This is a genomic window from Nocardia puris, assembly GCF_003315035.1.
In the GTDB taxonomy this organism is placed as follows: domain Bacteria; phylum Actinomycetota; class Actinomycetes; order Mycobacteriales; family Mycobacteriaceae; genus Nocardia; species Nocardia puris.
This window is the reverse complement of the sequence record NZ_QNRE01000003.1, coordinates 208527-226266: the sequence shown is the minus strand read 5'-3', so window position 1 is coordinate 226266 and position 17740 is coordinate 208527. Positions and strand designations below refer to the sequence as shown.

Here is a 17740-nt window from a genome sequence, read left to right as displayed (position 1 = left end):
TGAGCAGCAACGTATTCCGGACGTTCGTGCGAGAGCGGATTCGCCTTCGGCGGGGAGTGTTCGGCCGCCGCGGGCGAAGGCTTTCCGGCGGTCATCAGGGCCTCCTCGGACCCTCCTTCCGCATCCTCGTCGGTGACCGTCCGCCGCGTATCGGGCTCGGGGACCGGCGGTTCGGCGTGCGAGCGTTTATCCCCGAAGTCGGCGAGAGGCACAATCCGCTGGGAACATCCACTTTCGAATGCCGAGATACCCCACCCGAACGCCCGCGCAGCGCCCGCCGCGCCTCGTCGGCGAACGCCCCGCACGAATCGAACCGCTCGGACGGCTCCTTCGCCATCGCGCGCTCCAGGACCGCGTCCAGCTCGGCGGGCAGGTCGGGACGATAGATGCGCGGCGAGGGGATCGGTGCGTGCAGGTGCCCGAACACCACCGCCCCCACGCGGGGCGCGTCATAGGGCCCGATGCCGGTGAGCAGCCGGAACAACGTGCACGCCAAGGCGTATTGGTCGCAGTGGTGGTCCAGCGCGGCGTTGGTGAGCTGTTCCGGCGAGGCGAAGGCGAGAGTGGCGGTGAGGTTGCCGGTGCGGGTCAGGTGACCGGTGTCGTCGAGGAGTTTCGCGATGCCGAAATCGGTGAGCAGCACCCGTTCGTCGAACCCCGCGCCGACGCCCGCCGAGCGGGAGAGCAGCAGATTGGCGGGCTTCACATCCCGGTGCAGCACACCCCGGGCGTGTGCGTAGTCCAGCGCGGCGGCGGTCTGCACCACGATCTGGGCCGCGCGTTCCGGCGACATCGCGGTGGGCGGTACCGACGCGCTGTCGTAACCGTCGACGTACTGCATGGAGATCCACAGCCCGGTCGTCCTCCACGCCCCGATCGAAGACGGTGATGATGTTCGGATGGTCCAACTGGGCGACCACATCGCCCTCGCGTTCGAACCGCACCCGGATCTCGTCGTCGCCGAACATCTCCCGGTGCAGCAGCTTCAGTGCGGTGAGGCGGGGCAGCCGGGGATGTCGCGCCGCGTACACCGAGCCCATGCCGCCGTGGCCGAGCTCGCGCTCGATCACGTACCCGGCGAACAGCTCACCTCGGCGCAACACGACTGTCTCCCCCGTTACCTCGGAACCGGCCCGAGCCTATCGAACTTCGGTGTGGGATCACCCACATCGGGCACGATTCCGGCCGGTGCCGATCGCGGCGGCCGCACCCGGGATTGCCGGGCGTCCACTACGGCCGACGATAGCGGAGAAGCCGTTCAGGGCGTGACCGGTGCGGGCCCGAACTCCGTGTAATAGGCGTTGGCGAGGGTGGTGATGACGGGGGCGGCGTCGAGCGGCGTCACCCACGCCGACGGGATGGCGGTGCGGCCGAGGTGGGCGCCGAGGAGGTGACCGCAGAGGGACGCGGTGGAGTCGCTGTCACCGGAGTGGTTGACCGACAGCAGGACTCCGGTCCGGAAGATCGCTTCCGGTGAGCTGCCCACGGATTCGGCGCTCAGGGCCGAATAGACCGCGATGGCTAGCGCTTCCGGCCCCACCCAGCCGCTACCCAGCGTTTCGACATGTTCCGCGCGCGGGTCGCCGGTGGTGCGGGCGGCGAGGTCCACGGCGGCGGTGAGCGCGTCGGTGGTCTCCTGGTGGCCGTCGTGGTGGGCCAGTTCGGTGCGCACGTCGTCGAGCGCGGCGGACAGCGACGCGCCCCGGCACAGCCGGTAGATCAGGGCGGCCATGGCACCCGCGGGCAGCCAGCCCGACCGGTGGCCGTGCGTGAGAGCGGCGGCGTCGCAGCCCAATTCGAAGACGTGCTCGAGCACAGCGCCGGTGCTGTCGCTGGCGTAGCCGAACCCGCACGGCGCGGCGCGTACCACGGCGGCACAGCCCTTGGAATCGTTGACCGGCGCGGACCTGGTGCCGAGCGGGTCGGTGGGCGCGCGGCGGGCCCCGGCCTGCTGGAGCGCGGTGGACGCCGCGTGCGAGACCCCGCGTCGCTGCATCAGCTCCGGATACGCCGCGAGCGAACTGTGCAGCGGCACCGGCTGTTCGGGGATGGTGACGCCCTGCCCCTGCAACCACACCAGGAATCCTTGCTGCATCAGGCCGAGCGTCGCGCCGCCCACCCCGCGCTCGCGCGCCCGCTGCGAGCCCTTGATCAGCGCTTCCACGGTGAACAGGGTCAGCTGCGTCTCATCGGAGATCCGGCCTTCGTAGGCGGCGGGGTCGCTGGTGAGTCCCCGGGGACCGTAGCGCCGCCGGATCCGTTCGAGGTCTAGGGATTCGATCGGCGCGCCCAACGCGTCCCCGACGGCACCGCCGAGCAGGCAGCCGAGGACGGCGTCGCGCAGGTCGTGCGGCGACAAGGGCGGGTGCGCGGTGATCGCGTGCGTCCTCCGGGCGGAAGGCCGGTATCCCGTTCGGCCCGAAGGGATCTCGCCCCGGCGCAGCGTCCTGTCGGTGCTCGGGTGCGCCGAATTGTGTTGTGTGGGTTCGGGATCGGCGCGTGTGCCGGAATCGCGAAGTCCACGCGAGGTCGAGGCGGTTTCGTCTATCCGGTGATCGCCACTCGAGTGCACGGACAGGTCCGGAATCAGTCGCGGCGCAACGCGCCGAGTCGGCTCGGGACCGGACGGCGCGGTGAAGTCGGGCACGTGCGGCGGGAGCGCCAGGGCCAGGCGCGCCGGATCGCGCAGCGCCGAGCGCGCCGCCTCGGCGAACTCGCCACACGAGTCGTAGCGCTGCGCGGGATCTTTCGCCATCGCCCTGGCGAGCACGGCGTCCAATTCCGCGGGCAGCTCCGGGTGGGCCGCGCGGATCGACGGGATCGGGCCCTGGATGTGCCCGAACACCACGGCGCCGACACTCGGCGCGTCGTACGGGCCGAAGCCGGTGATGAGCCGGAACAGCGTGCACGCCAAGGCGTATTGGTCGCAGCGGTGGTCCAGCGGTGTGTTGGTGAGTTGTTCGGGCGCGGCGTAGGCGAGGGTGGCGGTGAGGTTGCCGGTGCGGGTGAGCTGGCCGGTGTCGTCGAGGAGTTTCGCGATGCCGAAATCGGTGAGCAGCACCCGTTCGTCGAACCCAGCGCCGACGCCCGCCGATCGCGAGAGCAGCAGATTGGCGGGCTTCACGTCCCGGTGCAGGATGCCTTTGCCGTGCGCGTAGTCGAGCGCGGCGGCGGTCTGCACCACGATCTGGACCGCGCGCTCCGCGGACATGCCGTCGCGCGGCACGGTGGCGCTGTCGGGACCGTCCACGTACTGCATGGAGATCCACAGCCGGTCGTCCTCGATACCGCGATCGAACACGGTGATGATGTTCGGGTGGTCCAGTTGGGCGACCACATCGCCCTCGCGTTCGAAGCGCACCCGCAGCTCGTCGTCGCCGAACATCTCCCGGTGCAGCAGCTTGAGCGCGGTGAGGCGGGGCAGTCGCGGGTGCCGCGCCGCGTAGACCGCGCCCATGCCGCCGCGCCCGAGCTCCCGCTCGATGACGTACCCGGCGAACGTCTCACCCCGGCGAAGCACACGCACCCCCTCGACTGACTCGGAACCGTCCGAGCCTATCGAACATCTCGGCGAACCGGCCCGGCCGCGGGCGCGAGGAGTTCACCGGCCGGCGTTGGCGTCGGCCCAGGCGTGCACGTCACCGCGGTCCAACGCGACGGCGAGCAGGTCGGGAAAGCGGTCCGGCGTGCAGGCGAAGGCGGGGACGCCCAGGGCGGCCAGGGCGGCGGCGTTGTCGTGGTCGAAGGCGGGGGCGCCGTCGTCGGCGAGTGCGAGCAGGACGATCATCTGCACACCCGACTCGGTCATGGTGCGCACCCGGCGCAGCATCTCCTCCCGGATCCCGCCTTCGTACAGGTCGGAGATGAGCACGAACAGCGTGTCGGCGGGGCGGGTGACGAGGTTCTGGCAGTAGGCCAGGGCGCGGTTGATATCGGTGCCGCCGCCCAGCTGCGCGCCGAACAGCACGTCGACGGGGTCGGCGAGCAGCTCGGTCAGGTCCACCACCTCGGTGTCGAAGACGACCAGCGAGGTGCGCAGCGCCCGCAGCGACGCCAGCACCGCGCCGAACACCGACGCGTACACCACACTCGCCGCCATGGACCCGGACTGGTCGAGGGCCAGGATCACGTCGCGGCGCACCGCCTGGGTGTTGCGGCCGTAGCCGATCAGCCGCTCCGGCACCACCGTGCGGTGCTCGGGCAGGTAGTGGGCGAGGTTCGCGCGAATGGTGCGGTCCCAGTCGATATCGCGGGGGCGCGGGCGCGACACCCGGGCCGCGCGGTTCAGCGCGCCCGACACGGCGGTGCGGGTGTGGGTGGCGATGCGTTCCTCGATCTGGCGCACCACCTTCTCGACCACGGTGCGCGCGGTGGCCTTGGTGGTCTCGGGCATCACCCGGTTGAGTCCGACCAGGGTGCCGACGAGATGCACGTCGGGTTCGACGGCCGCCAAAAGCTCCGGCTCCAACAGCAATTCGGTGAGCTGTAACCGGTCGATCGCGTCGCGCTGCATCACCTCCACGACGCTGCTGGGGAAGTAGGTGCGAATATCTCCGAGCCAGCGTGCGACGCGCGGCGCGGACCCGCCGAGGCCGCCGGTGCGCCGACCCGGGGCCGGTTCGTCGCCCGTGTTGTACAGCGCGCCGAGGGCGCGGTCGACAGCGAGGTCGTCGGCCGAGCCGAGCCCGCCGAGCTCCGGTTCGGCGGCCGTGCCGAGCACGAGACGCCAACGGCGCGCGCGGGTTTCGTCGGGAGTGGTCATTACTGCCTCCCGCGGTCGGCGCGGCGATGTGTCGGCGCCGGGCTCGGGTCGCCCGGTTCGTTCGCAGATCCGCTACGCGTGCTCGTGGTTCGAGTACGCGGATGCGGCACGGTCGACGCACCCTTCGGTGCGGGGGAGTTCATACCGGCACCCCCAGGATCTCGGCGACGGTACGCATGGCGACGCGCCCTCTTTCGATGTCGAGCGCGGTCTGCTCGGCTGTCGGCGCGGCGTCCTGGACCGCTCGTCCGATGGCTCGGCGCTCCCCGGATTCGAAGGCCCCGAAGGTGCGGCGCAGGGCGGGCAAGGTTTCCAGGAACTGGTCGTCGTCGAGGGCGGCGAGCCAGGAGTCGATGAGGCGCAACAGGTCTCGATCGTGCACGAGCAACAGGCCGCGCCCGCCGAGGAACCCGTCCACCCACGCGGCCTTCGCGGCGGCGGTCGCGCCGACGGAGAGGGCGGCGGCCAGGCGGCGGGCCGATTCGGCGTCCTCGATCAGCCCGGCGTCGCACAGCAATCGCACGGCCCGCCCGACCAGCGCGCCGTGCACATCCGGCCGGTTCGCCAAGCGGTGCAGCGCGTCCAGCCAGGCCGCGGTGGCCCGGGTGTCGTCGAGGGTGTGGATGGCCAGGTGCGCGGCGTCGATCTGGCCGCGGAGCTGGGCGGCCGCCTCGGCGTCCAAACCCGTGACCGCGCCGGGGAGTCCGGCGCAGATGCGCACCAGCATCCCGTCGGCGACGTGCGTGAGCGCGGCGGTGTCGGTGCCTCGCACATCGCCGTAGCGCAGGGTGCGCACCAGGGCGGGTAGGGCCGCCAGCAGGTGGGTGATGTCGTGGTCCAGCGCGGCCACAGATGCCAGGCGGGCGATGAGACCCGGTGTGGCATCGCCCAAATCGGCGAGCAGCGCCTGTTCCAGCGCCGCCGAGACCTCGGCGAGGGTGCGGTCGTCGCGGTCGGCGACGTCGAGGATCTTCGCCTCGGCGGCGGTGCGCAGCGTGGTGCCCCAGCGGGAGGCCTCGATGATCGACACCGCGAATTCCGGGCGCCAGCGCAGGGTCCAGGTCTCACGGAAGGTCCCGGTGTTGCCGGTCTCGCTCTCCGTCGGTGTGCCCCAGTCGATTCCGAGCAGACGCAGGCGGTGCAGCAGGTGCGAGCGTTCCCGTTCGCGCTCCTTGCGCAGGTCCAGATCCACGGTGCGGGCGGTCGGTTCGGTCTTCATGCGCAGGCGGCGCACGCGGGCGCGCAGATCGGCGGCCAGCGGGACGGTCGGGGCGTGCTCGGGCACGGTGCCCAGCGCTTCGCCGACCACCAGTTTGGTGGTGACGACCCGCACCATGGTCTCGTCGCCGCCGCACATCACCGACCGCACCGCCTCGGTCACCTCGGACAACCCGGCGAGGGGACGTTGCCGCAGTGTCGCCAAAGTTTCGGCCAGACGGACGGATTCGATGACGTGCGCGCTCGACACGGGCAGATCGTGGGCGCGCAGCACGCCCGCCACCTTCGTCAGCCACCGCGCGATCGGTTGCTCGCCTGCGGTGAAGAGGTGGTGGTACCAGCCCGGCGAATCCACGCCCGCGCCGTACCCGGAGGCCGCGGCGAGACGCGAATGTGTCCACGGCACCCAGGTGAGCGCGGTCTTCACCTTCGGCAGGCCCTTGAGCAGCCGGGCGTCGGGGGCGGCGGGGCCGAGCGGGCCCGCCAGCGCGGGTGCGTGCCAGGCCCCGCACACCACCGCGAGCCGCCGTGCTCCGGCCTTCAACGCTTTGCGCATGGTCTGGCGCATGTACGCCTCGCGGCGCAGGGTGTGGTCGTCGAGGGCTTCGGGCTCCTCGCGCAGGGCGGCCATCGCCTCGGTGAGGGGGTCGAAAATATCGGTGTCGGTGTTGGATTCGACCACCGCGTCCCACCAGCGTTCGGCGTCGTCGTATCCGGCGGCGTAGGCCAGCCGCGCCAGCGGGTCGACGCGATCGCCCGGCTCCGACCCGGTGGCCAGCGCGGCGGAGGCGGGGAGGTCGCAGAACCGCACGGGCACTTCGTGTTCGGCGGCGTAGCGCAGCGCCTGCCACTCGGGGGAGAACACGGCGTACGGCCAGAACGCCGCGCGCGCAGGCTGATCCGGTAGGTATCCGAGCAGCGCGACGGGCGGTTCCATCCCCTCGTCGGCTATGTACTGCACCAGGTTGTCGGCGTCGGCCGGTCCTTCGATGAGGATCGTGTCCGGTCGAAAACTCTCCAGCGCCAACCGAAGTGAGCGCGCGGAACCTGGGCCGTGGTGGCGGATCCCGAACACGCGGGTGATCGGATCCGCGTCGGGGAGCACGTCGTCGCCGATGGCACGCGGATCGTGCACCTCGGATTCGGCGGCACCCGCGGTAGCCGGAGGGCGTGTAGTGGCTGGCGTCGCCGACTCGGGCGCGGCGGTCGGAACCACCGCTCCGTTGGCCGCCCGAGCCGAATCATGCTCGGCGCGAACGGCTTCCGGTGCACGACGGATCCCGGCGTCCACGCTGTCGGATCGCCGGTCGACTCCGGACCCTTCGAGTGGCGCGACCATGTCCGTCTACTCGCCGACCTCGCGGCAGGCGCGGTACAGGTCGGCCCAGTCGGGCCGTTCGCGGACAACGGCTTCCAGGTATTCGGTCCAGATGGCGGCGTCGGTGACCGGGTCCTTGACGATCGCGCCGAGCAGGGAGCCCGCCACATCGGTGGGGCGCAGCACGCCGTCGCCGAAGTGGGTGGCCAGGGCGATGCCGTTGGTGAGCACCGAGATCGCCTCGGCGGTGGACAGGGTGCCGGAGGGGGATTTGAGCTTGGTGCGCCCGTCGGCCGTGACGCCCGAGCGCAATTCGCGGAACACCCGCACCACCCGGCGCACCTCCTCGGCGGCGGACGGGGTGGCGGGCAGTTCCAGTGCCGCGCCGAGCTGGGCGACGCGGCGGGTGACGATCGCGACCTCGTCCTCCTCGTCGGCGGGCAGCGGCAGCACCACCGTGTTGAAGCGGCGGCGCAGCGCGGAGGAGAGTTCGTGCACGCCGCGGTCGCGGTCGTTGGCGGTCGCGATCACGTTGAAGCCCTTCGCCGCCTGCACCTCGGTGCCGAGTTCGGGTACGGGCAGCGTCTTCTCCGACAGGACGGTGATCAGCGCGTCCTGCACGTCGGAGGGAATGCGGGTGAGCTCCTCGATCCGGGCCAGCGCGCCGGTGCGCATCGCTGTCATCACCGGCGAGGGGACGAGCGCGGCCTCGCTCGGCCCCTCGGCGAGCAGGCGCGCGTAGTTCCAGCCGTAGCGGATCGACTCCTCCGTGGTGCCCGACGTGCCCTGCACCAGCAGCGTGGACGCGCCGGAGATCGCGGCCGAAAGATGTTCCGAGACCCAGGTTTTCGCGGTTCCCGGCACGCCGAGCAGCAGCAGCGCGCGGTCGGTGGCCAGCGTGGCGACGGCGACCTCCATGAGCCGGCGCGGCCCCACGTACTTCGGCGTGATCACGGTGCCGTCGTCGAGCGTGCCGCCCAGCAGATACGTCACCACCGCCCACGGCGAGAGCCGCCACGCGGGCGGACGCGGCCGGTCGTCGGCCGCGGCCAGCGCGCGCAACTCCTCGGCGTGCGCTTGCTCGGCGTGCGGACGCAACAGCGCTTCGATCACGGCAATTCCTCCAGCATTTCGGATCGGAAGGTGAGGTCGGTGGCGAGGCGGTCGAAGGCGCGCGACCAGGCCGGGTCCTCGCAGCGGGCGGCGAGGGCGCTCGCTGCGTCGGCCGCGTCGACCGGGAGGTGGGCGGCGGCCGCGGCGAGCAGGGAGCGGTGGGCGGCGGGGCCGACGCCGTGCCCCGCGGTGCGTCCCGCGGCGACGCGGGCGCGCTCGAACAGCAGCAGGAGCACGTGCTGGGCCAGCGCCTGCGGCCACGGGTGCGGGGCGGCGGGCAGCAGCGCTTCCAGTTCGGACAGCCAGGAGCCGTCGAGGCGGAGCAGATGCCGCACCCGGTCCTCGGCGGCGAGTTCGGCGAACAGTTCGCGGCGGCGCAGCAGTGCGGTGTCGGAAGGGATGCCGCCCGCGAAAAGCGCTGCCGCCCAGTCGGGATCGCCGTGGGCGAGGGCCGCGTCGACCCAGCCGTCGAACAGCGGCTGGCGGAAACGTTCCTCGACCGTGACCCGCAGGGCCGTGGCGGGTGGGCCGAGGACGGCCGCCCAGTGGTCCAGCGGGGTGGCCGCGACGAGTTGGCGCAGGCGGCCGGCGGCGAGATCGGGTGCGCCGTTCCAGCGGTAGGCGAATTCGACGGTGCGATCGGTGATTCCGTCGCACCGGGCGTCGGCGTCGAGGTCGTCGGGGACCGCGATCCTGGCCAGGGAGCCGTCGGCGTTCGGGACAACCCACTCGCGCGCTCGGTGCCGCATCCGCCGGGCGAATGCGGAATCCGGCAGTACCGTGAGCAGGCTCGCGGCCGTTCTGCGCACCTCGGCCCTGCGGTCGTCGAGCGCGGTCTCCAGCAGGGATTCGTCGCGGGTGCCGAGCCCGTCGGCGAGAATGCCGAGCAGATCGGCTTTCTCCGCGCCCGGTTCGCTCGCCCACGATTCGGCGAGGATCTCGCGGGCGGCATCGGGGTCACGGTGGCGCAGGCGCGCGAGCCACGAGCGGCGTTGCGCAGGGGTGCCGTGCCGCCACAGATCGTCGCCGTCGTCGTCGGAAGGCCACAGCGACAACAGGTTCCGCCATCCGGGATGCTGCTCGGCGAGCCACCGGCCACGGGCGCCCGCCAGCCGGAGCAGTTGTTCGCGGTGTTCCTGTGTAGTCAGCGCGGCGGTGAGCACCTGCGGGCACAGCGCGTCGGGGGCGCGGAAGTCGCGCGCGGCGGTGGCGGCGAACCACTCCGGGAGGAACGGCGAGCGGTCGCGCAGCATGTCGGACAGACGGGCGGCGACAGCCCGGGGGAGTGCGGGGCGGTCGTCGTCGACGGCGGCGGATGGCGGATCGGCGGTATCCGCGCGCACCCCGCCATGTGCGAAAGAGTCGCGGAGAGCGGCGGATTCGAGAAGGAGGAAGGCGGGATCGGTGTCCAGTGCGCTCGCGGCGGCGGCCACCGGTTCGGGCAGCCGCGACGGGTCGGGCGCTCGGCGCGCGGTCCCGAGCAACGCCACGGAGACCAGTTCGTCCGGGGACTCGGACGCGGCCTCTTTCCCTTGCCCGCCTTCGCTTTCCAAGCCCACGCACTCACCGGACGTGAACACCGAGACCGGCACCAAACCGTCGGCGGTCCATTCCCCGGCCACGGCCACCGGATACCCACCTGACACCGCGAGCGACATCCACGGCTCCGCACCGGCGACAAGGGGCAGCGCCGCACCGGACGCATCCACCACTCGCCACCTGCCGAGACCGCCCTCTCCGGTAGGTTCCTCGGCACCCGGCGCTTGCGCCGCCACGGGCACCACATTCCGCAGTAGCACCGGCCACCCGCGCAACCACGGGTCCGCCCCCAGCGCCGCCGCGTGCTCCTCCAGCGCCCGTGCGACAGGCCCACGGCGTGCGGTCGACGAGTGACCCACGGCTGGTTGGGGCACCGGAGTTTCGCCGGGCGAGGAGGACTCCGCTGTATCGGGCGCCTTCGGCAGCGTGGTGAACGGTTCATCCGCCCCGTGCCGCGTCCCCCACAGCGCGCGCAGCGGCGCGGCGGCCGGATAGAAGTGCAGGTCGGCGTCGCTCTGGAACCCGAGCGCGGGGGCGGTGGCGGCGAAGGTGGGATCGCCGAAGGAATGGTCCACCAGCACGGCCCAGCGGTGCGTGTGACGGCCGTAGAGCCAGGTGCGGCGGGTGTACAGCCGCTCGTCCTCGGTGACGCGCACGCCGAGCGTCATCCACTCGTCGCGGACGCGGGGTTCGGCGCGCACCGACTCGGCCGGGGTCGGGTAGCCGATGTGGGTGCGGACGCTCGCGCGCAGGCCGGGCGGCAGCTCGTCCAGGCGGCGGTGCGCCGCGACGAGCAGGTGCAGGCCGGCGAACTCGCGCAGCATCCGCGCGGGCCAGTCGGCGCGCGTGACGACCGTGCCGGGCAACCGCCGCAACACGCTCGCCACGGCGGGCGCCTGCGCGTCGACCATGCGCGCCGCCACCGCCTCGAACGCCCGGAAGGACCGATCGGTCTGGGCCAGGCCGGTGCGGATCTGGTCGCCGAGCCAGAGGTCGAGTTCCTCGAGCCCCGCCGTCACCCGCACCCGGCGCTGTTCGGCGGTGGCCGGGTTCGCGGTGCGCGCGACGGGAGCCGGGCGCGCGACCCGCCCCGACAGCCACGACTCGGCGAAATCGGCCACCCGTTGCGCCTCGGGCACCGCGCCCGCCGACCACGCCAGCAACAGTGACAGTGCGTGCTTGCAGGGGAACTTCCGGCTCGGGCACGAACAGCGCGACGCCGGACCGGACATATCGACCACGGTCTCGTAGATCTGCGTGCCACGACACCGCCCCCACAGTGCGTCCCCGAGGTATCCCGTGTCCGACCACCGATCGGCGAGGCCCCGCGCGGCGGCCAGCGAGCGCGCGTCGGGCGCCAGCGCGGTGACCCGTTCCGCGGGCCACGGCGCGCTCATCGGGCCGTGCGTCATCTCGCCTCCTGCTTTCGCGACGGCAAGGGCCCCACCCCCGCCGTCCCGATTTCTACCCCACCACACCGACAGTCGACGCGCCCACCAGGGGCCGGTGGAAACGGCTGGGCGATGGTTGAATTCGCGACCACTCAGGTCTTGTGCACCGCGAATTCGTCTGGCATTCTGTCTTGTTCGGCTTCGTCCGAGCCACCCCCCTTCGGGTGATACACCATCGAGCTGCCCGCCGGGGTTGGCCGAGGGGTGGACATCGACGCCGCCGTGGTTGTCGATGGCCATATCCATCCCCGCGGGCAGATTCGCCTTCCCACCGTCGCACCCGTTCGCGAGTGCGGGAATGCGTGCCGATCGGGTAGCGTTTCGCTCAGCTTTCGACAGGTTGACACCGAGCGTGCGAGCGGGAGGGCGCGCGGCGGTGCGGTGGTGGAGGGGTGGTCAGACAGTGTGTCCCGAGCCCGCGGTCGACACGGCGGCCGAGGTCGCCGAGAGTCTGACCGAGGTGGTCGCGCGGCGACTGCACGACGATCCCGCGGTGACCCCCGATGTCGCGCACGCGGTGCTCGGCGCGCTGGGCGGTGTGCACTCCGGCGACCCGGCCACCGAATTCGAGGACTCCGGCATCTTCCTGCGCTCGATCCGGGTGCGCGGCTTCCGCGGCATCGGCGCCGAGACCACCCTGGACCTGGCGCCCGGCCCCGGCCTGACCTTGGTGGTGGGCCGCAACGGCAGCGGTAAATCCAGTTTCGCCGAGGCCGCCGAACTCGCGTTCACCGGCGGAAATCGCCGGTGGGAGGGGCGTTCGGCGGCGTGGCGGGAGGGGTGGCGCAACCTGCACGACGGCGGTGGCACCCGCATCGAACTCGAATTGCTCACCGGCGGCGGCGATCCCGACCTCACCATCACGAAAGAGTGGTCCGAGCACGACGATCTCACCGAAGCGCGCTGGACCCAGCGCCGGTCCTCCGGCGCGCAGTCCGAATTCGACGCCGCGCGTTGGTCTTCGGCGCTCGAGCTGTACCGTCCGTTCCTCTCCTACAGCGAACTCGGCACCCTGGTCGACGGCAAGCCGAGCGATCTGTTCGACGCGCTGCATCAGCTGCTCGGCCTCGACGACCTGACCGCCGCCCAGGACCGCCTGCGGGCGCGCAGGCTCGAATTGGAGCGCGCCGCACGCGATTCCCGGCAGGAGAAGCTGGATCTGCTCGCCGCGCTGGACGGCCTGGCCGACGACCGCGCCGTGCGGATGGCGAAACTGCTGCGTCCCGCGCAACCCGACCTCACCGCCGTCGGCCGCGACATGATGGGCGCCGACGAGACCGGTGGCCCGGCCGAACTGCGCGCCATCGTGCGGCTCGCGCTGCCCACCGAGGCGGAGGTGGACGCCGTCGCGGCACGGCTGGAACGCTGCGCCGACGCGCTGGCGCGCGATTCCACCGCCGACGCCGAAGCCGACCTGCGGGTGCTCGACCTGCTGCGCCGTGCGCGCGAACACGTTGCGGCGAGCGGAGAATGCGCGTGTCCGGTGTGCGGGCGCGGCACTCTCGGCGAGGAGTGGGCACGCGAGACCGACGCGACCATCGCGCGCCTTTCGGCCGAGGTGGACGCGCTCACCACGGCGCGCGCCGAACTCGACAACGCCGTGCGCGCGGCGCGGTCGTTGCCCGAGCACGTGCCCGCCGAACTGGATTTCGATCCCAGCAACCCGCCCACCGTCGACACCGGCGCCGTGCGCCGCGCCTGGGCCGCCTGGGCCGCGCTGCGCTCCGCCGAGTACAGCCCGGGGCTGCCCGGCCGGCTGCGTTCCGCGCACACCCGGTTGGTGGACGAGCTGGATCTGCTCCAGCAGGGCACGCGCAAGGAATTGGACCGCCTGGACGAGGTGTGGGCGCCGCTGGTGCCGCGCGTGGCGGGCTGGCTGGCGCGGGCGCGCGAGGTGGCGGTGAACGCCGCCGAACTGCGCACGCTCAAGCGCGCCGAGGAGTGGTTGAAGTCGGCCACCGCCGGTCTGCGCGACGAACGGATGGCGCCGCTGGAGACCACGGCGCGGTGGGTGTGGCGCACACTGCGCCAGCAGAGCAATGTGGAGCTGGGCGCGATTCGCTTGCAGGGCAACGCCGGAACGGCGCGGCGGGTGCTGCTCGACGTCACCGTGGACGAGGTGGACGGCGCGGCGCTGGGCGTGATGAGCCAGGGTGAGCTGCACGCACTGGGCCTTTCGCTGTTCCTGCCGCGAGCCACGGTGGAGGACAGCCCTTTTCGCTTCGTCATGATCGATGATCCGGTGCAGGCGATGGATCCGGCGAAGGTGGACGGGCTGGCCCGGGTGCTGGCGTTCGTGGCGTGGAGCAGGCAGGTGGTCGTCTTCACCCACGACGAGCGGCTGGCCGAGGCGGTGCGCCGCATGCAACTCGACGCGCGGGTGCTGGAGGTGCAGCGGCGCGAGCGGTCGGTGGTGGAGGTGCGCACCGCGAGCGACCCGGTGCGCCGCTACCTCGACGACGCGCGGTCGCTGGCCCGCACCCCGCAGCTGCCGCCCGCCATCGCCGACGAACTCGTCGCCACCTGCTGCCGCTCGGCGATCGAGGCGGCGGCGCTGGCCAAGGCGCGGCGCGTGCTGCTCTCGGGCGGGATGCACCACCGGCAGGTGGAACGCCACGTCGAGGGCGCGCACACCACCCGGGCGATGGTCGCGCTGGCCGTCATGGGCGTGACCTACAACGTGGACCACCTCAACGCGCATCTCTCGCGGGAGGCGGGCTGGCTGGTCGGCGTGCTGCGCGACGTCACGGCGGGCGCGCACGTGCCGATCCGTCGCGGTGTGCGCGAATTGATCGGCGACACCGAACGTTTCATCGCCTGGATCAGCCGGTGACGGGCCGCCGCGGTCCGGGTCGGCGCCCGCACGGTGCGAAACGCCCGCCGCGGCCGCCGCGCGCGCCGCGACCGTCGGTGGCCGAACGGTTCGACGCCGTGGACCGGTTGCTCGACGGCCAGGTGACGGCCGCCGGTGGCGTGTGGTCGCGGGCGACGGCGTGGATCCTGCGCCTGGCCCTCGAACAGGCCGTGGACGAGCTGTGGGCGCGCGAGGCGCCGGAGCTGACCCGCTGCCCGATGCGCGCCCAGCTCGTCGCGCTGCGCGTGTACACGACGCCGGAGGTCGCCGCGCAGGTCGCGGCCGTGTGGGCGGCACTCTCACGTGCCGCCCACCACCACGACTACGAACTCGCGCCGAGCGTCACCGAACTGCGCCGCTGGCGGGAGCAGACGGCGGCGGTGGCCGAGGCGCTGGCGGGTCACGGCTACACGTGGGTGCGGACCGAGGGGTGAGCCTGCGCCGAGCCTGTCGGCGGTCGTGACGGGTTCGGGCCGAGGCGTGAGCCGTTGGCCGGGTGCGAGTAGTGGCGTGCGCCGACTTCGCTGGGTGCGGTGCGGTTGCCCCAGCCGGCTTCGCGGGGTGCGGGTAGTGGCTCGCGCTGTGCCCGCCGGGTGTGGGTATCGAGCCGTGTTCGCTGGGCGGGGGCGGTCGCCCGAGCGCGAACCGGGCGCGGCAGGATGGGGCGCATGGGAAAGTCGCAGGTGTGCCCGTGCCGAAGGGGTGAGCCGTTCGAATCATGTTGCGGGCCCGCGCTTTCCGGAGACAAGCCCGCGCCGACGGCGGAGGCGTTGATGCGCTCGCGATTCACGGCGTTCGCCACCGGCGATGCGGACTACCTGCTGCGGTCGTGGTCGGCGCGGACCCGGCCCGCGACGATCGACCTCGACCCCGGGCAGCGGTGGCTGTTCCTGGAGGTGCTGCGGACCGAGCGGGGCGGGCCGTTCGACGACACCGGGGTGGTCGAGTTCGTCGCGCACTATCGGGACGATCGCGGGCGCGGAGAGTTGCACGAGGTCAGCCGGTTCGTGCGGGAAGACGGGGCGTGGATGTACCTGGACGGTGTGATCGAAGCCTGACGCGGCCGATCCCCGCCCGGCGCGCACCCCCGCGCTCGAGTAGCGTCGACCCCTATGCCACGTGTTGCGATCGAGTACTGCACCCAGTGCCGCTGGCTATTGCGGGCGGGGTGGATGGCGCAGGAGCTGCTCACCACCTTCGCCACCGACCTGGACGAGGTCGCGCTGGTGCCCGGGGAGGGCGGGGTGTTCCGGATCACCGTCGACGGCGCGCAGATCTGGGAGCGCAAGGCCGACGGCGGGTTCCCGGAGATCGCGGTGCTCAAGCAGCGGGTGCGCGACAAGGTCGCCCCGGACCGTGATCTCGGTCATGCCGACCGTCAGGCGGATGGGCCGTCCGCCTGAGCCGGTCCGCGCCGCTCAGGCGCAGCAGCCTCCGCCGCAGCAACCGCCCCCGCCGGCGGGCGCGGCGGGCGGCGGGGGTGCGCCCGCACCGGCCTTCCCGACCGTCGCGAACGTGGTCAGGAGCTTGACGGTGTCGTCGTGGCCGCTCGGGCAGGTCGCCGGATCGGCGGACCGCGCCATGGGCCGATTCACCTCGAAAGTATCCCCGCAGCTGCGGCATCGGAAGCTGTAGTTCGGCATTCGATCAGGGTAGCGCCGCGGTCACGGTTGGTGCGTCGTCCCGGTGGCACCTCCGGGGCGGACGTAGCATCGAAGGAAGATCGCGAAGCGCCGGCCGCGGTGTGGCTACTCCGCAGCGCACGTGGGGCCGGTGGCAGGAGGTGCGAACCATGAGCACTGGGATCGAGCAGGACCGGGCCCTCGCCGACGCGGCGGCCCCCGTGGTCCCGACGACCTCCGGACGGGTGCGCGGCCAGGCCGAGGGCGGGATCGCCGTCTGGCGCAGCATCCCGTACGCGGCGCCCGTCACCGGGACGCGCCGGTTCCGTCCGCCCGTGCCGCCCGAGCCGTGGGACGGCGTGCGCGACTGCGTCATGTTCGGCGAGATCGCCCCGCAGACGATGGGCAACATGGTGCCGGTCGACTCCGACCTGCACATGGGCGAGGACTGTCTGTGGCTCAACGTGTGGGCCCCGCTCGCGCCGGCCGAGGCGCCGCGCCCGGTGCTGGTGTGGTTGCACGGTGGCGCGTACTGCCTGGGCACCGCCGCACAGGCCATCTACGACGGGCGCAGGCTGGCCGAGACCGGCGACGTGGTGGTCGTCACGGTGAACTACCGGCTCGGCGCGCTCGGGTTCCTCGACCTCTCCTCGCTGTTCCACGGCTTCACCCCGAACCTCGGGCTGCACGATCAGCTGGCCGCGCTGGGCTGGGTGCGCGACAATATCGCCGCGTTCGGCGGAGACCCCGGCAACGTCACGCTGTTCGGGGAGTCCTCGGGCGCGGGCTGCGTCACGGCCCTGCTCACCTCGCCGGCGGCCGAGGGGCTGTTCCACCGAGCGATCGCGCAGAGTCCGCCCGCGACAACGGTTTTCGGGCAGGAACGGGCGGCGCGGGTGGCCTGCCGATTCCTCGAGCTGTTGGAGCTGCCGCCCTCGCGCGCGCTGGAACTGATCGACCTGCCGATCGACCGGGTGGTGCGCGCGGCGGACATCCTGCTCGACGAGGTGCCGCTGGCCGAGCCGGGACGGCTGGCGGCCGCGCCGGTGGTCGACGGCGACCTGTTGCCGGGGTATCCGATCGACCGGTTCCAGCAGGGGCGTTCGCACCGGGTGCCGCTGATCATCGGGACCAACAAGGACGAGGCGTCGCTGTTCCGGGTGTTCCGCTCGCCGATCATGCCGGTGACGCCCGACGCGGTGAACGTGATGCTGCGCGACGTGGCGCAGAGCCACCCCGACATGTCGCCGGAGCGCATCGCCGAGATCACCTCCGCCTACCCGGATCTGGACAAGACGCGCGGCGCGCTGGCCATGTCCACCGACGCGGCGTTCCGCATGCCCGCGCACTGGGTGGCCGACGCCCACGCCCAGCACTCCCGCACCTGGGCCTATCGCTTCGACGCCGCCACCCCGATGTTGCGGGCCGCCCGCGTCGGCGCGGGACACGCGACCGAATTGCCGTATGTCTTCGGCAATTTCGGCACGCTGAACCACGACCCCACCTTCTGGCTGGGTGGCCGCAAGGTGGCGACGGAGATCTCCGGCCGCATGATGCGGCGCTGGCTGGCCTTCGCCACCCACGGCGTGCCCGCCGCGCTCGACGGCTCCAAGCACTGGCCCCCGTACCACCCGGCCACCCGCACGACCCTCGTCATCGACACCGCCGACCGCGTGGTGGACAACCCCGACGAACAGCTCTTCACCGCCTGGGGGGACCAAGCCGTGGGCTTCAGCTGAGCGCGGGGCCACGCAGTCGGGCCGGTGGACCCGATTTCTGGTGCCTGGGGCTCGCGGATCGGCTCGGGCAGACTGGTGGGGCGGTCGAGCCCGGCCGGATGTGCCGGGTGGGGGCGGCTGGTGG

At 72.4% G+C, this 17740-nt stretch carries 13 protein-coding genes; 6 read left to right on the top strand and 7 right to left on the bottom strand.

Features of this window, described 5'->3' with window-relative positions:
• Positions 1-94: 94 nt before the first annotated feature.
• Positions 95-841, bottom strand: coding sequence for a serine/threonine-protein kinase (locus DFR74_RS11145; RefSeq protein ID WP_067511026.1), 747 nt, complete (start codon positions 839-841; stop codon positions 95-97).
• On the opposite strand from DFR74_RS11145, the gene DFR74_RS37815 reads away from it, so the two are divergent.
• Positions 840-1295 carry a hypothetical protein gene (locus tag DFR74_RS37815; RefSeq protein WP_067511025.1) on the top strand — a complete coding sequence of 152 codons (456 nt, stop codon included), beginning with the start codon at positions 840-842 and terminating at the stop codon, positions 1293-1295. The two genes, DFR74_RS11145 and DFR74_RS37815, sit on opposite strands and share 2 nt — an antisense overlap.
• Here DFR74_RS37815 and DFR74_RS37810 read toward each other — a convergent pair.
• From DFR74_RS37810 to DFR74_RS11120, 5 genes are all read right to left on the bottom strand, one after another.
• Entirely contained in the window at positions 1259-3520 is a 2262-nt protein-coding gene (locus DFR74_RS37810) for an ADP-ribosylglycohydrolase family protein (protein ID WP_170160733.1), read from the bottom strand. The genes DFR74_RS37815 and DFR74_RS37810 overlap by 37 nt on opposite strands.
• A gap of 81 nt (positions 3521-3601) precedes the next feature.
• On the bottom strand, positions 3602-4762 hold the full coding sequence (locus DFR74_RS11135) for a VWA domain-containing protein (protein WP_067511024.1): 1161 nt from the start codon (positions 4760-4762) through the stop codon (positions 3602-3604).
• Between the two features lie 139 nt (positions 4763-4901).
• A complete protein-coding gene (locus tag DFR74_RS11130) occupies positions 4902-7115 on the bottom strand; it encodes a DUF5682 family protein (protein WP_232331803.1) in 2214 nt (737 codons plus the stop codon).
• 210 nt (positions 7116-7325) lie between these two features.
• The gene (locus DFR74_RS11125) at positions 7326-8417 is read right to left on the bottom strand and encodes an ATP-binding protein (RefSeq protein WP_067511023.1); all 1092 of its coding nucleotides are present in this window, start codon (positions 8415-8417) and stop codon (positions 7326-7328) included.
• On the bottom strand, positions 8408-11362 hold the full coding sequence (locus DFR74_RS11120; RefSeq protein ID WP_233444438.1) for a DUF5691 domain-containing protein: 2955 nt from the start codon (positions 11360-11362) through the stop codon (positions 8408-8410). The genes DFR74_RS11125 and DFR74_RS11120 overlap by 10 nt, the downstream gene beginning before the upstream one ends.
• A gap of 442 nt (positions 11363-11804) precedes the next feature.
• Between DFR74_RS11120 and DFR74_RS11115 the strand changes: the two genes are divergently transcribed.
• The 4 genes from DFR74_RS11115 (at position 11805) to DFR74_RS11100 (ending at position 15658) form a co-directional block, all read left to right on the top strand.
• Entirely contained in the window at positions 11805-14234 is a 2430-nt protein-coding gene (locus DFR74_RS11115; protein WP_232331801.1) for an AAA family ATPase, read from the top strand.
• Between the two features lie 77 nt (positions 14235-14311).
• The gene (locus DFR74_RS11110) at positions 14312-14689 is read left to right on the top strand and encodes a hypothetical protein (protein WP_067511021.1); all 378 of its coding nucleotides are present in this window, start codon (positions 14312-14314) and stop codon (positions 14687-14689) included.
• 225 nt (positions 14690-14914) lie between these two features.
• On the top strand, positions 14915-15313 hold the full coding sequence (locus tag DFR74_RS11105) for a YchJ family protein (protein WP_113975064.1): 399 nt from the start codon (positions 14915-14917) through the stop codon (positions 15311-15313).
• A 54-nt stretch (positions 15314-15367) separates the two neighbouring features.
• Positions 15368-15658 (top strand): Rdx family protein, encoded by a 291-nt coding sequence (locus DFR74_RS11100; protein ID WP_067511015.1) that lies wholly within the window; start codon positions 15368-15370, stop codon positions 15656-15658.
• A gap of 15 nt (positions 15659-15673) precedes the next feature.
• On the opposite strand, the gene DFR74_RS11095 is transcribed toward DFR74_RS11100, so the two are convergent.
• Positions 15674-15898, bottom strand: a complete 225-nt coding sequence (locus tag DFR74_RS11095; RefSeq protein ID WP_067511014.1) for an FmdB family zinc ribbon protein — start codon at positions 15896-15898, stop codon at positions 15674-15676.
• 149 nt (positions 15899-16047) lie between these two features.
• On the opposite strand from DFR74_RS11095, the gene DFR74_RS11090 reads away from it, so the two are divergent.
• The gene (locus DFR74_RS11090; protein WP_084537855.1) at positions 16048-17616 is read left to right on the top strand and encodes a carboxylesterase/lipase family protein; all 1569 of its coding nucleotides are present in this window, start codon (positions 16048-16050) and stop codon (positions 17614-17616) included.
• Positions 17617-17740 lie beyond the last annotated feature (124 nt).

Excerpts from the sequence above, each read along its gene's own strand:
- DFR74_RS37815 (WP_067511025.1), top strand. The coding sequence starts at position 840 with ATGGAGATCCACAGCCCGGTCGTCCTCCACGCCCCGATCGAAGACGGT.
- DFR74_RS11145 (WP_067511026.1), bottom strand. The coding sequence starts at position 841 with ATGCAGTACGTCGACGGTTACGACAGCGCGTCGGTACCGCCCACCGCG.
- DFR74_RS11135 (WP_067511024.1), bottom strand. The coding sequence starts at position 4,762 with ATGACCACTCCCGACGAAACCCGCGCGCGCCGTTGGCGTCTCGTGCTC.
- DFR74_RS11120 (WP_233444438.1), bottom strand. The coding sequence starts at position 11,362 with ATGACGCACGGCCCGATGAGCGCGCCGTGGCCCGCGGAACGGGTCACC.
- DFR74_RS11105 (WP_113975064.1), top strand. The coding sequence starts at position 14,915 with ATGGGGCGCATGGGAAAGTCGCAGGTGTGCCCGTGCCGAAGGGGTGAG.
- DFR74_RS11100 (WP_067511015.1), top strand. The coding sequence starts at position 15,368 with ATGCCACGTGTTGCGATCGAGTACTGCACCCAGTGCCGCTGGCTATTG.
- DFR74_RS11095 (WP_067511014.1), bottom strand. The coding sequence starts at position 15,898 with ATGCCGAACTACAGCTTCCGATGCCGCAGCTGCGGGGATACTTTCGAG.
- DFR74_RS11090 (WP_084537855.1), top strand. The coding sequence starts at position 16,048 with ATGAGCACTGGGATCGAGCAGGACCGGGCCCTCGCCGACGCGGCGGCC.